This window comes from Saliphagus sp. GCM10025317 (genome assembly GCF_042663665.1).
GTDB lineage: Archaea > Halobacteriota > Halobacteria > Halobacteriales > Natrialbaceae > Natronosalvus.
This window is the reverse complement of the sequence record NZ_JBHTAQ010000005.1, coordinates 2,063,968-2,078,493: the sequence shown is the minus strand read 5'-3', so window position 1 is coordinate 2,078,493 and position 14,526 is coordinate 2,063,968. Positions and strand designations below refer to the sequence as shown.

General features: G+C 55.1%; 14 protein-coding genes and 1 tRNA gene. 8 read left to right on the top strand and 7 right to left on the bottom strand.

Annotation, left to right across the window (positions count from 1 at the left end; translation table 11 throughout):
• The 3 genes from ACFQS4_RS12095 to ACFQS4_RS12085 are packed head-to-tail and all read left to right on the top strand — an operon-like array spanning position 1 to position 1,592.
• Positions 1 to 297 (top strand): hypothetical protein, encoded by a 297-nt coding sequence (locus ACFQS4_RS12095; RefSeq protein ID WP_497901755.1) that lies wholly within the window; start codon positions 1 to 3, stop codon positions 295 to 297.
• Positions 294 to 785 (top strand): hypothetical protein, encoded by a 492-nt coding sequence (locus ACFQS4_RS12090; RefSeq protein WP_497901754.1) that lies wholly within the window; start codon positions 294 to 296, stop codon positions 783 to 785. Before ACFQS4_RS12095 ends, ACFQS4_RS12090 begins: the two co-directional genes overlap by 4 nt.
• Before the next feature lie 12 nt (positions 786 to 797).
• Positions 798 to 1,592, top strand: a complete 795-nt coding sequence (locus tag ACFQS4_RS12085) for an HhH-GPD family protein (RefSeq protein ID WP_497901753.1) — start codon at positions 798 to 800, stop codon at positions 1,590 to 1,592.
• Positions 1,593 to 1,616: 24 nt separating this feature from the next.
• Here the strand turns inward: ACFQS4_RS12085 and ACFQS4_RS12080 are convergent, their stop codons facing one another.
• Positions 1,617 to 1,919 (bottom strand): ArsR/SmtB family transcription factor, encoded by a 303-nt coding sequence (locus ACFQS4_RS12080; RefSeq protein ID WP_497901752.1) that lies wholly within the window; start codon positions 1,917 to 1,919, stop codon positions 1,617 to 1,619.
• Positions 1,920 to 2,071: 152 nt separating this feature from the next.
• Between ACFQS4_RS12080 and ACFQS4_RS12075 the strand changes: the two genes are divergently transcribed.
• The gene (locus ACFQS4_RS12075) at positions 2,072 to 2,752 is read left to right on the top strand and encodes an HNH endonuclease (RefSeq protein WP_497901751.1); all 681 of its coding nucleotides are present in this window, start codon (positions 2,072 to 2,074) and stop codon (positions 2,750 to 2,752) included.
• Positions 2,753 to 2,777: 25 nt separating this feature from the next.
• Here the strand turns inward: ACFQS4_RS12075 and ACFQS4_RS12070 are convergent, their stop codons facing one another.
• Positions 2,778 to 3,653 (bottom strand): hypothetical protein, encoded by an 876-nt coding sequence (locus ACFQS4_RS12070; protein ID WP_497901750.1) that lies wholly within the window; start codon positions 3,651 to 3,653, stop codon positions 2,778 to 2,780.
• Between the two features lie 77 nt (positions 3,654 to 3,730).
• A complete protein-coding gene (locus ACFQS4_RS12065) occupies positions 3,731 to 4,882 on the bottom strand; it encodes a DNA cytosine methyltransferase (protein WP_500193444.1) in 1,152 nt (383 codons plus the stop codon).
• Positions 4,883 to 5,363: 481 nt separating this feature from the next.
• Here ACFQS4_RS12065 and ACFQS4_RS12060 point away from each other — a divergent pair, with 481 nt between their 5' ends.
• On the top strand, positions 5,364 to 8,291 hold the full coding sequence (locus ACFQS4_RS12060) for an ATP-dependent helicase (RefSeq protein ID WP_497901748.1): 2,928 nt from the start codon (positions 5,364 to 5,366) through the stop codon (positions 8,289 to 8,291).
• An 893-nt stretch (positions 8,292 to 9,184) separates the two neighbouring features.
• A complete protein-coding gene (locus tag ACFQS4_RS12055; protein WP_497901747.1) occupies positions 9,185 to 10,213 on the top strand; it encodes a homing endonuclease associated repeat-containing protein in 1,029 nt (342 codons plus the stop codon).
• A gap of 155 nt (positions 10,214 to 10,368) precedes the next feature.
• On the opposite strand, the gene ACFQS4_RS12050 is transcribed toward ACFQS4_RS12055, so the two are convergent.
• Both ACFQS4_RS12050 and ACFQS4_RS12045 read right to left on the bottom strand, forming a co-directional pair.
• Positions 10,369 to 10,740 (bottom strand): hypothetical protein, encoded by a 372-nt coding sequence (locus ACFQS4_RS12050; protein ID WP_497901746.1) that lies wholly within the window; start codon positions 10,738 to 10,740, stop codon positions 10,369 to 10,371.
• Positions 10,741 to 11,087: 347 nt separating this feature from the next.
• A tRNA-Met gene (locus ACFQS4_RS12045) sits at positions 11,088 to 11,240 on the bottom strand.
• 107 nt (positions 11,241 to 11,347) lie between these two features.
• Here ACFQS4_RS12045 and ACFQS4_RS12040 point away from each other — a divergent pair.
• Complete coding sequence (locus ACFQS4_RS12040; protein ID WP_497901745.1) at positions 11,348 to 12,445, top strand: DUF7115 domain-containing protein; 1,098 nt, start codon at positions 11,348 to 11,350, stop codon at positions 12,443 to 12,445.
• A gap of 106 nt (positions 12,446 to 12,551) precedes the next feature.
• Here the strand turns inward: ACFQS4_RS12040 and ACFQS4_RS12035 are convergent, their stop codons facing one another.
• Positions 12,552 to 12,911, bottom strand: a complete 360-nt coding sequence (locus tag ACFQS4_RS12035; protein WP_497901744.1) for a DUF5830 family protein — start codon at positions 12,909 to 12,911, stop codon at positions 12,552 to 12,554.
• 109 nt (positions 12,912 to 13,020) lie between these two features.
• Between ACFQS4_RS12035 and ACFQS4_RS12030 the strand changes: the two genes are divergently transcribed.
• Positions 13,021 to 13,818, top strand: a complete 798-nt coding sequence (locus ACFQS4_RS12030) for a TVP38/TMEM64 family protein (protein ID WP_500193434.1) — start codon at positions 13,021 to 13,023, stop codon at positions 13,816 to 13,818.
• A 104-nt stretch (positions 13,819 to 13,922) separates the two neighbouring features.
• Here ACFQS4_RS12030 and ACFQS4_RS12025 read toward each other — a convergent pair whose 3' ends face one another.
• On the bottom strand, positions 13,923 to 14,450 hold the full coding sequence (locus ACFQS4_RS12025) for a response regulator (protein WP_497901742.1): 528 nt from the start codon (positions 14,448 to 14,450) through the stop codon (positions 13,923 to 13,925).
• Positions 14,451 to 14,526 lie beyond the last annotated feature (76 nt).

The window sequence follows — 14,526 nt, the reverse complement described above, 5'->3', positions numbered from 1 at the left end:
ATGATAGACGATGAATTGGCCGATGAGATCGCCGACATGGTCGGCATCGATACATACAATTCTGCAAGCTACAACTCACAGTATCGAGCATCGTTCACCAAGGAGGAGCGTCGTCAGATTTACGAGGAAATCACCGGGGAACCCGGAGACGAGCTACTTCGAACAGAATTGAATCATCTTATCATGGAAGCATTGGGTTCAGAACTGCATTCCAGTTATCCGTACGAGTTCATACGGACGGACCTGAAGCTGATTCATAAACACCTATCCGAAGAACGCTCTGAAACACAGCAATGAAGAGATCCGACGCTACAAGCGATAGTACGGACGAATTGGACTCCGTATCCACGTTTCTCTGGCTCAATCAAAAGTCGGAGGAGAACTCGGGGTACAGTGATGCACACGGACAGGTCTACCATTTTCGCGGTGGTATTCCAGGATATAAAATCATTGGCGAAAACTGCCGGTTCGTGTACTATCAACCGGAGATTCAATCGTTTACCGGGACCGGGCAGATCTCACAGATCGAAACCCGGATCCCGGATGCGTTTGAGGATCAACCCAAAAACGACATTCCGCCGTCGATGATCAACTATTATGCACATATCGACGATTACTGCCCATCTGACCCTCCGATCCCTGCCCGGGTAGTAAAGGAACAAATCCCGATGCTTGCCGATAGAGAGGGACTTCGCGGTGTACCGCAGCACGGGATTACAGAGATAGACCGGGAGAACTTTGAGGCGATTCTGAATCTTGCCGAACGCGAAGCGGCCCTGGAGTAGGTGACTCTGGAGATGACTGATACTGTTTCGCTCCCGTTCGGTCAAACCGATCTCAATCCAAAAGAGGCAGCCGATTTGATCGACATCGACCGGGCAGTGGAACTCGCCGCAGAAGGCGGCGTTACCGACCCGGAAGCCCGCGTAGGCGAGTTTGTGGCGGCGATCCCGGGCCTGGTAGACTGGCTAGAAGATAAGGGCCGGTACCTGTCGTGGCGCTGTACCACGGATCCGTGGGAAGTCTACATAGCCGAAATCCTGCTTCAGCGGACACGCGCCGATCTGGTAGAAGCAGTGTACCCTGAGTTCGTCGAGAAATATCCGTCGCCCGCCGTACTCCGTGACACGACGTTTGAGACTGTCCGAGAGGACGTTGAGTCGTTGGGACTGGGTGAGAAACGGGCGACATCGTTGACCGATGCAGCCGAATTGTTCTGCACCGAATACGACGGCCGGGTTCCACAGTCGCTTGATACGCTCATGGAGCCGCGGTATGTCGGTGATTATTCGGCGCGTGCAACGCTTCTGTTTGCGTTCGGTAAGCCGCAGCCGCTGGTGGATGCGAACTTTGCTCGAGTGATCGGGCGTGTTCTCGGCTATAATATGCCGTCACGGCCGCACCAGAGCAGCAGGGTATACGACCTGTGTGACGCACTGGTGCCTGATGAGCCAGCAGCAGCTCGTGCTTACAGCCTTGCAATTCTTGACGTCGGTGCAGCAGTCTGTACTGCGACCGATCCGGAGTGTGCTGTCTGCCCGTTGAACGACTGCTGTCTGTATGCGTTGCAGCAACAGCCCGACTCGGCGTAAGGCCCTGTCCCCCTGAAACAGATTCTACGACGGTTCTGAATCATCGTCGATCGGATCTACCGTCCACGCTTCAATATCAAGTACAAGACGGTGATGAGGAACCGAATAGACTAGGCCGCGATTCTGGCGGTATTCTTTTTCGACAATCCCGGCCTCCACCAGGGTTTCGAGGTACCGGTAAATGGTTTCTCGGTGTTTTTCGTCTTCATACGCCTCGAGATACTGTTCGTGTGTTTCGGTCGCGGTTTTTGGATCCGACAGCAGTAGCTGTAGAATTTTCCTGCGGGTATCGTTCGCCAATGCATTTGCGACTGCCTCCGGATCCATCTGTTCCTAGTAACATTCAGTCTTACTTTGATATTCGTTACGATATACTGATTTAGACAATAAGACTTTGTAACAAGTTGCTGTTTATCGATGCCGACAACATTCCCACGTAACAAACATTCGTGTTAGTTGAGTGTTTCTTCCCGAAGTAGATGTCGAAGGATTTCGCCGAGGCGTACGCCGAAGTGCTGGAGAACGCGCAGACGATGGTCGAAGAACTTGAGGAAATTGATACAGAATCGGTGACGCGTGACAACTGGGAAGACCAGTTCGCGGGCTACATGGAGGCGCTTGACGAGTTGGAAGACGTTGAAAAAGATATGTATGCCGCGATTTTCGACGAAACAAGCGGCAAAGGCCGTATCCGTGAATACCTCCGAGATAAGATCGGGGAGCCGGTGAAGTCCGATCGGTTGGCCCGGATCAGCGGGATCAGCGAGTACGCACGTCGTGTGCGTGAGCTGCGGAACGAGGAAGGGTTCGTGATCGACAGCACACGGACGCGAGCGGAACTGGGACAGAACGACTATTTCATGGTCGAAGTCCAGGACGTGGACGTCAAGTCGCGGATCACTGCCCAGACACGGTTCGAGCAGCTGGAGCGGCAGGGAAGTTGCGAGGTGTGTGGTCGGGATCAGGAGAACGAAGGGGTCCGGTACATGGAGGTCGATCATATCGAGTCGTTCGTCGATTACGATGATCCGGAAGCGGTCAACGACCCGTCCAATCTCCGGACGCTGTGCAACGAGTGTCACCACGGGAAGAGCGCGTCAGACAATATTGCGAATCGCAGACGTGGCGGCCGGATCGAAGACGGCCCGAAAAGCGAGTAATCAGTTGCCTCTCGCGTGGCTGTTGCTACGGTCCGTCGTCGCTGGTTTGCCGGGACTCAATCATGTTGTTGATGTCGTCGATGAGATTGGTGAAGTCCTTCATTTCTTCGTGGAGTTTGAAATACCGGTACGCTTTCGTGATATCTGTTGGTGATGCGTCCTCGACCAGTTCTAGAAGGGAGCCCGATTCTTCGTCGAACGGGCGTATGGTCTCGAGGACCAGTGGTTTGTGGACATGGTAGACGCGGTCGATTGCATGGTGGTCGATCAACGTGGTCAGGTAGTTCTCGTCACAATCGTTGGTGAGGACGGTCATATTGAGGTCCGGTGTCCGTTCTTTCAGGAATTCTGCTTCGAACAGGTACTGTTTGAGACGATCGCGGCGCAACGTCCATTTGGTCGAGATCACCATGCGGAACTCGCCGGGAGAGAACAATGCCAGGTCAAGAGTTTCTACATCACCTTCTTGGATCATCTCGTATCCCCGCATCGGTGCATTGGTGCCGCCGGACAGCTGTGGGCCGACCATTGGTTCGACCCCGCAGAATGTTTCGATGAGATACGAGGTTGTATGCTCGAAACCGTTTCCACGCGTATTCTGACGGTCGCCGCCAAGTCCACTGTACAGAAGGTCGAAATCGTCGTCGTAGGCGTCGCCGATTGCGTCCTGGATGTAGTTGCGGGCTCGGACACCGCGGTCCATCCATTTGAAGCTCTCGATCGTTGATGATTCCTTGATGGTTGGAATGTTCTCGACCTCCTCGCTCCGCTTCGTTGTTTCGTGTTCAACAGTGTCGTATTTGTCCCATAGAATCTTGTATACGTGCTGCCAGGCATCGTCCTCTTCCACCTCCTGATCTGCAAAATAGTCCTCAACGAACTCCCGATAATCGTTTGTCACACGGAATGACACTCAGTCACAGCACAAAGTAGTGTCGACCAATACGGCAGAAGAAACGGGGACTCCGTGAGAAGTGACTATTCGAACGCGGCCAGCTGCGACTGTTTGCCTTCACCGATCGGAAAGGACTTCTTGAAGATCTCGTGCTCGGTTTCGGCATCGTGCTTGATCTGGCTTTCTTCGCCCTCGAGATGCATCTTCATCGCCTGACCGAGGTGGTATGCCAGTTTCGGTGGGACAGCGTTCCCTATTTGTGGAGCAACTCGGGTGCGGGCACCGGAGAACTCGAAGTCGTCGGGGAAAGTCTGTAACCGGGCGCCTTCCCGGATGGTGATCGACCGGTTTGCTTCGGGATGGAGATACCGGCCTTTCTCGGGTTTGTAGAACTCGGTGCGGATCGTGACGGAGGGACGGTCCCACCACAGCCGGCCGAACAGATCGGTGCCGCCGGTCGGCTTGTTTTTCCAACAGTTCGGTAGAAGTTCTTCAGGGATGTCGAATCGGTTGCCGCCGGGTGGTACCTCTTCCATCCGGTTTTTACTGAGTTCTGTGACGTGCTTCCGGGAGACATGCCAGTTCTCTCCGGACGGTTCCTCTGGGAGATCACCGATCGCATCTTCTACGGTGCGCTCGGGTTCGTCGAGTGGTTCTGGGAAGAACGGGACACCGTGTTTGCTGCCGAGGATGAAACCGCGTTTCCGTTTCTGGGGGACCCCGTAGTCGTGTGCCCACAGTGTGTCGACGACGGTTGTGTACCCGTTGTCTTCGGCGATTTCAACGGCGCGGGCGCCCTGGGTGGATTTGAGGAAGCGCGGTACGTTTTCGATGAGGAATATATCGGGTTCGATCTCTTCGACCGCCCGCATGAAGTGTCGCCACAGCGTGTTGCGTTCGTCGTCTAGTTCGTCGGTTTTGACGCTGTTGAGATTTGAAAAGCCCTGACATGGTGGTCCGCCGACAACGATATCGGCATCGCCCCATTCTCCGAAGGACTCGATTTCCCGGATGTCGGTTTCGAGTACTTCGGCATTGAAGTTCATGCGGAAGCTTTCGGCGGCTTCATCGTCGAGTTCGACGGCTAGTGTGGTTTCGAATGCCTGCTCGTCGAAACCGAGATCGGCGTAATCCAGGTTACCGAGGCCGTTGAGGCGTTCCGGCATTTCAAGGCCGATTGACATACCACCTGCACCGCTGAAGAGATCGACGACTTTGTACGGCGTCCTACTCATGCACGAAAGAAATTGCCGACGAGATCATTGTATGGTCGTTCAACATGGTTTTCAGTGGGATCCGGCTAATGGGTTTCCCTTTCTCCGTTGGTATCCGGACTGTTTGTACCGGGGGGTCAAAATGGTTTGTTAACCGGAGTGAAAGTAGAGTGGTGTACGGTAGGGGGATTAATACTTGTGAATGTTTATTCAATCAAAATCCAAATTCATTGTGGAATGAAAGATGGGTGCCAGTGATGACTAAAGAGTCGATAGAGGTGCGTGTAACAGATTTTGTAGACTCCACATAGATATACTGACTGATAAGAATTTCGTAGTCAGGAACAAGGGGACCCTAGAGTGTTAGGCTTGATCCCTAGCTTCTTTTTTTTTTACATATTTTAGAGCAATCTATGACAGGGTATAAATGAAATTTTTTATATATTTTAGGTAGTGAAGTTCCGGTAAACTTTTGTAAGTACAATGTGATGATTCGAAAATAATGCCGAGTATCCTTGATGGCGATATCGACTGGACAGACGCTCAACAACGGGTTATCGAGCATCAAAGTGGTCCGATTCAGGTTGCTGCCTGCGCAGGGTCAGGAAAAACGCACACCATCTCTGCCAGAATTGCGTACATGGTTTCCAACGGAGTTCCTCGAGAGAATATCGTCGCGTTCACCTTCACAGAGAATGCCGCTAAGGAACTCAAAGTCCGGATTCGAGACTGGATGAGCAAAGCCGATCTCGAGGATCCATCCCTCGGCGACATGTTCGTCGACACGATTCACTCGTTCTGCCAGCATCTTCTCCACGAGTACCGAGAGGAGACTCTCAGCTACGATGTCATGGGAGATAATGAGCGTCGTGCCTTTATCCAGAACCACTTCTTCGACCTTGATCTCCACCAAATTGAGCCGAGACATCCAAACAACAATTATCGGAAAGTGAAGTGGTTCATGGAGGATATCGATACCCTTCGCCGCGAACGGATTATCGGCGATGCCGAGGCGTCACAAGACGAGGACACTCAGGCATTAATGGAAGCATATCAAGCATACCAGGAACTCTTGGACGAGTACCATTTCTTCGATCACCAGGAACTCGTTTACCGAGCCGTCCAGATGTTGGAAAATGACCGTGAAATTCGTGAAGCGGTCCGAGAACAATACCAGTATCTCATCGTCGACGAATATCAAGATGTCAATAATATTCAGGAGGATTTAATCGAACTGCTCACAGGGGACGATCCGAACCTGTGTGTTGTCGGCGACGACGATCAGTCCATTTTCGGTTGGCGTGGGGCACAGCCGGAGAACTTCATCAATTTCACCGATCGTTACGATGCAGAACAGGAGGTTCTCGCTCAAAATTTCCGATCCACGGAACCAATTGTCGATCAGGCTCGAGCAGTTATCGAGCGGAATAATGATCGTGTAGAGAAACCGATGGAAACCGACCAGGGCGGACAGGTCGGCGACATCTACCAGTGTTTCTTCGATACGCAAGATGAAGAGATTGACTTCATCCTCAACCGAATCGAGGAAGTCGTGGGAACAGTCTACGAGGATCAGCAAGGAAACAGGCACACCATTCGATACGGAGATGTCGGGATTCTCTTCCGGAAAAAGAAGTTTATGGAGCGGATCCAGGATGGTCTCCGTGACAGAGATATCCCATATACTGTGCAGGGGGATAACGGGCTGTTTGCGCATCCGATGACCAACTTCGTTCGACTGGCGTTCGGATACGTAGCTCAAGGTGACGACGAGGACTTCGAAATCATCGACGGTGACGCCTCCAATGCAAATCAGGGCGATATTCAGACGGTCCAAGTAACGGAACAGCAACTGCGCAGGGAAATCAACGGTATTGATGCGCTGCGAGACCGTGAAGACGAAATCATCGAACAGTTGGATGATCTTCAAGAATGGTATGAAGACCCGTCCAGTCGGCGAATCGAACCGCAGGCGGAACTCCATAAAATCCTGTCGGCAATGGGAATCAACGAGGCAGGCGAAACTGATGAAAGGGTCGCGGAAGGTTTCGACGAACCGGTTATGTACTCGCTTGGCCTCGTCAGCGAGCTCATCAAGGATTTTGAATCGGTGAACGAGATAATCTTCCCAGATCAGATAACCGATCTGGTCGAGTTCCTTGACCTTTCCTCGTTTTATGGTCGTTCACAGGTCGACGATCCTACGCTGGTGGATGCAGTCGATTTGACGACGATTCACGGCTCCAAGGGGCAGGAATATGCGGCGGTGTTTATCCCGGCGATGTTCACCTACGGATTCCCGAACGCGGGCCAGAGTATGTCAAGGAATTTCGCTCGATACACGGAGTGGATTGACAATGGCGTGTTCGATTACGGTGTATACCAGGACAGCGATGAAGCGCTTCGACGGCTGTTCTATGTGGCACTTACTCGTGCGAAAAAGTATCTTGCTGTGACGGGTGCCGAATCGAATCCGACGTACGAGCAGAATCACTCGCCGTCACAGTTCTTTGATGAGCTGGAGGCTGTTGATCATCCGGCGGTATTGCGCGACCCTCTCCCGGATCCAGCACCGCGGGAGGTGCGTGATCTGCCAGCAACCGGTCGGGAGATTGTGTATCCGACGTCGTTCAGTGATCTTCGATATTATCAGCGGTGCCCGTATGATTATAAGCTCCGACAGGTCTACGGCTTTGCGCCGCCGATTGATCAGGCGTTCGGATTTGGTTTTGGTGTTCACGATCTGCTTCGGGAGATGCATCAGCGACACACGGAAGATAATAACGAATTCCCTATTTCGCCGGGAGAGATACGTGAACGCGTCCAAGACGAGGATCGTTTCCATCTACGTTATGCCTCTGGTCAGATTGAAGATAATCTCCGGTCGGCCGCTGAAGATATGCTCATCAATTATGCCCAGAATTACCGGGAGGATATGATAAGCGCGTATCGTGCAGAAGTCCCGTTCGAGATCCTGGTCGGAGAAGATAACGATGATGGGGCCACCGCGTTAGTCTCTGGAGAGATTGATCTTCTGGAGCATAAGGATCCGGAGACCCAGGATGTTCGTGAAGTCGATGTAATCGATTTCAAAACCAGTGAGCGGCCGGAGGAGAACACTACTGAAGCTCAGGAGAACGCGTTCCAGGTGCGACTCTATGGCGTTGCGACTCGCAGTGATTTCGATCCTGATACGACAGAGGGGTATGTTCATTATCTGCAGCAGAATCCTGAAGAAGATGGGACGCTCGGGGAAGAGAACGAGAGAAGAGAACCGGTTGATCTCTCCAATACGAACCTTGATCAGGTCGAGCTTGTGGTAGAGAATCGGGTCAACCAGATTGCCGACCGTGAATTCTATCCTCAGCCGTCTGAAGAGAAGTGTGCAGAATGTGACTTTAGAAACATCTGTCCGCACGCCGAAGACTGATTCACGGCGTCGTGAATACCTTTGATAGGTGTGCCAGGCTATTGGGTCCAGGAGTCACTCGGATTCGGCCAAGCGAACGACCGGTTCATGGAGTTCTGCGAGTTCCGGTGCCGAGCATGGCCTTGAGTACGTCACCCACGCAGAGTGGCTCAAAGAGCACAGTAGTCAGTTGGTCTTCTCACCCACAGATCTGTAGTAGGGGATCAAGGTGAGTTCGTGAGTCGGCCAATAGGTGGAGATCCTTCGGCGATGAGTGAATACTTGTTGTGCAGTACCCCCAGGTCACAGTCCACAGGAACGGTTGTTTTCTCCCTCTAGCAGAGGTGGAAGCGTTATTGATCGGGTTGGTCTACGATACGTATCCTGAGCAGCTACTCAACCACAAAGAGGTCCCAAACGAGGCGCCTGCCAACCGGAAAGAGTTGCAGTTTCGGCCCATTTCTTGACGATCACAGTGCGCGACTGATCTCACGGTGGGGACTTGTAACATAGCAGCGTTACTGTCGCGCCTGCTGCATTGTGAGGGGCTAGGCCTCCCCCGAGGAGGGAGTTATTCATAGCGTTACACATGAAAAGCGTGCCGGGGCCCTTCTGTGAGTGGAATTCGCCATAGATCCTCTCAGAGGGACCTGGGTATAGCGAGGTAAAAGTGTGCGACACGGGGATCCCAGTACGAAGCGTTATTCGTCGTCTCGGTTGAGTTGTCTCGCCGCATAGAACACCGGGATAAGCAGGATGACCACAACCGAAGTGGTCCAATGGAAGAGCGACAGCTCTGCCCAGACTACCGCCATCACTGCGAACACTTCGCATGTTAGGTTAAAGAGACGCCGAGTCGTAGTACTACCGTTCCACCGGAGTTTCAGCAGAATCAGGGGAGGTTGAAACACAACATGACCGACGACAGCAATCAGTCTCAAATCGCGGAACTCGAGCTGCTGGCAGAACTCATCCATCTCGGTGGCGGGCCCGAGGATCCGCCGTCGGTGAAAGGGGTGGAAGAAGATGGCGCTTACTCCGTAGAGACGTATCGGCGCCGCTTTGGGTCATGGAACGCGGCAGTTGAGGCCGCTGGGTTCCAGCCGCGATCGCCGACCGAGAGAATTCCGAACAAGGATCTGCTCGAGGAGATCAAGCGGTTGGCTGACGGTGACAAGCCACCAACGATGCAGGAGATGAACAATAAAGGGGCCTACTCTGTGAAGACGTTTCAAGAGCGTTTCGGCTCGTGGAACGAAGCGGTCGAGACAGCTGGCCTCGAACCACAGCGTAGTTCTGAACGGATTCCGAATGAGGATCTGGTTGCGGAAATCAAACAGTTGGCTGACGGAGACAAACCACCAACACAGATACAAATGACTGCGGAGGGCGCCTACTCCCCCCGAACAATAAAGAGCCGCTTTGGTTCGTGGAACGCGGCAGTCGAAGCTGCTGGATTCAATCCTCGGAGGCCCGGTGAGCAAGCAACACGAAAGAATCCCTCCACAGGGGAACTCCTCACGGAGATCAATCGGTTAGCAGATGGTGATGAACCGCCGACGACTCACGAAATGAATGCGGAGGGCCGATACAGTTCGGGGATATACGTCGATCGCTTCGACTCATGGAACGAGGCGGTTAAGGCCGCTGGGTTCGACCCTCGGCCGGGAAGGCCACGCGGAGGTCCAATCCCGGATGAAGCGTTACTCTACGACGTGCGGTGTGGTGCGGCTGTCCTTGGCGTGTCACCATCTCACGACGATTACAAAGATTTCGGAACCCACTCGACGCGGACGCTGCGCCTACGGTTTGGCTCGTGGGATGAGGTCCTTAAGGCCGCCGACCTGCCGCCGACCCACCGGAATGCCGATCTCAATCTCGAAGACCTTGAGGTCCCCAGCTACTACCTCGACGAGCCCGCGGAGGTAGATACTAACGAATGATGAATTACCGTATATGATCGTCGAGCACATCTGGTGGCAGTTCAATTACACCTCTGGCACGACGGCGATACGATATAGACTAACCTTTAAATACTAAAAATGGCAAAGGGCGTTGAATCTTTTTAAGTATAACGGGGCGACTGTTCATGGGAGCGTTACAGATACCATGAGTTCACTAAATCTTCGTTCTCGTTATATATTTCAATCCAATATATTCCCTCTCCGCCATCAGTAGTGGAGAACGGCAGTTCAGGGTTTTCATATGTCCGTAGTTCTGGACCTCCCCCAAACGAGTAATATACCTTAATAACGTGGATTTGATGGGGGTTTCCTGTTATCCGTACATGCTGTTCAAGTTGACCAGTCCACATTCGGATTGTTGTTCCATTCTGATTTGAAATGATCTTCTCGGATTTCCCTTTTGGTCCATTCTCTTCGGGACCGTTCCATTGGTCTGGATCTCCTTGTTTTGTCGCCCCTATTCCCATTGCTCCGACTCCACCTATGGTACCGATTCCTGCTATCACTGTGCGTCGTGTGATCTTATTTTGCGTCATCACGTTCTATCCTCATTCGGGGTAATGTTATGTAGCTTACACTATGACAAATAAGCTAACAGTCGGACGCAGTTATAGAGAAGGTACTGACCCTATGGTACTCATTTCGGCTGTTGACTTTCACGGTCTAGCAAAAAAAGCTGGTGAATCTCAACCTTGTCGTTCGCCTCCTCGTTCACACCGGTATCATTGATGCACTACATCCTACCGCTCAAAGTGTTGGGTTTCAGATACACCGCCAATAACTCTTCACGTGGTGTATTGTACGGTTGTTTAAATAGGAGAAACGCAGGAGGGTGTTGAACCCTTTTTAAGTATGCCCGGGGAGGGCTCCGAACCCTCGATCTCCGCATGTCCCAGGTTCGAGGCTCGGCAGAGTCCTCGAGGGACACGGAGGCTTCCAAGGCGAAACCGCACCGAATCTCTGAACCCTATGAGTGCGGCGCTATGTCCAGCTAAGCCACCCGGGCTTGCTGCAGTAGGGGGTTGTTCGCTGTGTTTCTTTAACCTTCCCATTCGCCGACAGCGTGTAATCCCTACCCACGGATTTATCACCAGCCCATACGAACCACGGTGCATGACCGTTCCCGGTATCGTCCAGTCGACGCTCGAGGGCGAGGAAATCGCCGCTCGAGTGCCACTCGGTGGTGACGACGAACTGTTCATCACACCCTCCAGGACCATCATCTATCGCGCCGAAGGACTGCTGAGCGACGAATCCGTCGACACGTTCCCGCACGACGCCGACCGCCTCTCGCTCTCGGAAGGCCGCCGAAAGACCCGATTTACGCTCGAGTACGCCCTCGACGGCGAACGTGAGTTCACGATTCCGGGAAATCGAACCGACGAGGTCCTCCACCCCGTGCTCGCCGGCGTCCTCACCGGCAACGACATCACCGACTCGGGCGAGTCCGTCCTCAAGACGTTCCGGTTCAGCGAACTCACCCTGATCATCACGAGCGACCGACTCGTCAAGCACATCGGTGAGGCCGTCTGGGACAGCGACTTCGAGCAGTACCACTACGCCGACGTGACGAACCTCTCGTTCGAGGATGGCAGCGTCGCCACGCAGGTCGTTCTCGAGGTGGACGGTCGCCAGCAGCGGATCAAAGCCCCGAACGACCAGGCGGACGAGGTTGCCGAACGCCTCAAGCGCGCGCTCTGTTCATTCCACGACGTCGAGACGCTCGAGGAACTCAACGCACTCCTCGCAACAGACGAGGACGACGCGGACGAACCGACCACCGAGTCGCCGTCGGGCGTCGACTTCGGCATCGGCGTCGACCCACTGGATGCGAACCCGCCGGAACCAGACGACCTCGGCGGAGAGACGGCGGCGAGCCAGGAACCGACCGAGACCGACTCATCCAGCGACCCGCTCGGCTCCTCGAGCGCTTTCGATTTAGGGTCAAACACGGACGAGGGGGCTGGGCAGACGGCCCAGCAGCAGACCGCCGACGACCCCCTGCACGACGAATCAAGTGTGACTGATCGATCCTCGGCTTCGACCGGCGCAGTTCAAGATGTGGCGACGGCCGACTCGTCCTCAGCTAACCCGGAACTGCCCGAGCGGATCGAGTCGCTCGAGTCGGCCGTCGAGGCCCAGACCGAGTTGCTCGAGGCCCAACAGGCGACCATTGAGCAGTTGATCGAGGAGCTTCGGCAGGGTCGATAATCGTTGCTGACAGAGCTATCGAGAGTATAGTAGCTATCGAAGAAATAGCAACTATAAACCGTATAGTTGTAGCGTTATAGTGGCGTTTCAGACGTGACCACCGGCCTCACTCCCGCCCCGTGACTTTCCTGATACACGACGAGCCAAACGGCCCGAGTTCGCCGGCCTCGAGTTTGATGAAGTGACCCGTCGAGAGTCCGGCGCCACAGCGTCGACAGGAGAACTCGCCCTCCTTGGTGACGACCTGTTCTTCGAACCGGACGTACTGGCGGCTCTTCACGCGAACGATACCGTCCTCCCGGTCGATGATGCCACGTAGTTCCGCCTCGTCGAGGATCGTTCGCGTCACCGCGGGATCCGTGGTGATCGTCTCGATTCGGTCGACGACCGCCGGGAGCGGGAGCGACTCGTGCTCGAGTCGCTCGAGGAGAGCGAGTCCGAGGTCGACGCGGTCGTCTTCGGCCATCGTGCTCGCTCTGGAGTGTTCCGTGGACGGTGATAAACGTTGTGTCGACGCTCGGCCCTGTCGCCCGGTTTGGTGCTCTCGTTACCGAAGAACACGGAGATTAGAAGGAATGGAACCGCTGCTATCACCTCGAGAGAACGTCACGAGACAGAAAGGTTTCAACCCCGGCGTTCGAACCTCCGGTCAATCGATGGCGTCGCCGATCACCACTCGAGCCCTCCTCGGGACGGGACTCGTGAGTCTCGTCTTCCTCGCGAGCCTGCTCGTCTCGCCGTCGATCACGATCGGCGTGCTCGAATCAGTCTCCGGCGACCCGTACCGATTCGGACTCGCCGTCGTCGTCCTGTACGCTGTCCGGCCCCTCTTCGCGTGGCCGACGACGCCGCTCGCCGTCCTGGTCGGCTACGGCTACGGCGCGGTTCTCGGCCTCCCCGTCGCCCTGTTCGGCGTCTCGCTGACCGTAATTCCGACCTTCCTCGTGGTTCGCTGGCTCGTCGGGGGAAGCGACCGGTCAGCTGGCGAGGGACGCCCGCTCGCCGGCGTCCTCGGGCGGAGTCGTGACGTGATCGACCGATACTACGACGCCGTCGGTCCCGTTCGTGGCGTCGTCACGTCGCGACTCGCCCCGATTCCATCGGACGTCGCGACGGCCGCTGCAGCCGTCAGCGGGGTCCGGCTTCGACACCTCGTCGTCGGAACGGCCCTCGGCGAGCTGCCGTGGACGGTCGCAGCCGTTCTCGTCGGTGCCTCGGCGGCCAGGCTCACGAACGACGTCCTGATCGACGGAGTCGGTCAGTACGGGCTCGTCCTCGCCGGGTCGGCAGCGGTCGTCGCCGTCGCACTGTTCGCACCGTCGATCTACAACCTTCTCCGGACTGGGCCGACCGCGAGAACGTCGCTCGAGTGAATGAAGACGCGTCTCCGTTCACGTCGTCTACGCGCCTATTCACGGTATTCGGGCTACCCGTCCCTGGCGAATCCTTACGGTCTCGTCCTCAGCGAACTCCTGCGCTATTCCCCTTCAGCGAACCCATCTCCCATCGAGTCACCGAGTTCCTGCAGATCCGCTTCGAGGCGCTGATATCGATCGGTTCCCTCCAGGTCGTCGATCGAGAGGGAACTGTCGAGCGCTTCCTTCTTGTTCGAGAGGGCCGCCACTTCGCGGCGACCGTGCTGACCGTATCGCGATTTCGCGCGGAGGGCTTCGATCAGACGCGTCAACGTCGTTCGCGAGACCGGCTTCGTCACGTAGTCGTCGACGTCGAGGTCGATGATGTCGAGTCCGGGGTCGACGGCGGTAACCATGATGACCCAGCAGTCGTGGCCTCGACGGCGGAGTTCGTCGAGGACCTCGTCGCCGGTGAGGTCGGGCATCTGTCGATCGAGCAGCACGACGTCGACTTCGTCGCTCAACTGTTCGAGCGCGCCGCGACCCGTGTAGGCAGTGCGAACGGCGTAGCTGTCGCGCATCCAGCTCGTGTAGAGGTCGACCAGTTCGCGCTCGTCGTCGACGACGAGAATCGTCGGTTTGGTGGCCATGCGACGGGAATCGTCAGAACGTGGGGCACTCGAGGGGGTAGTCGTTTCGGTGAACTCAGTCGGTGAGTCGTCCGCC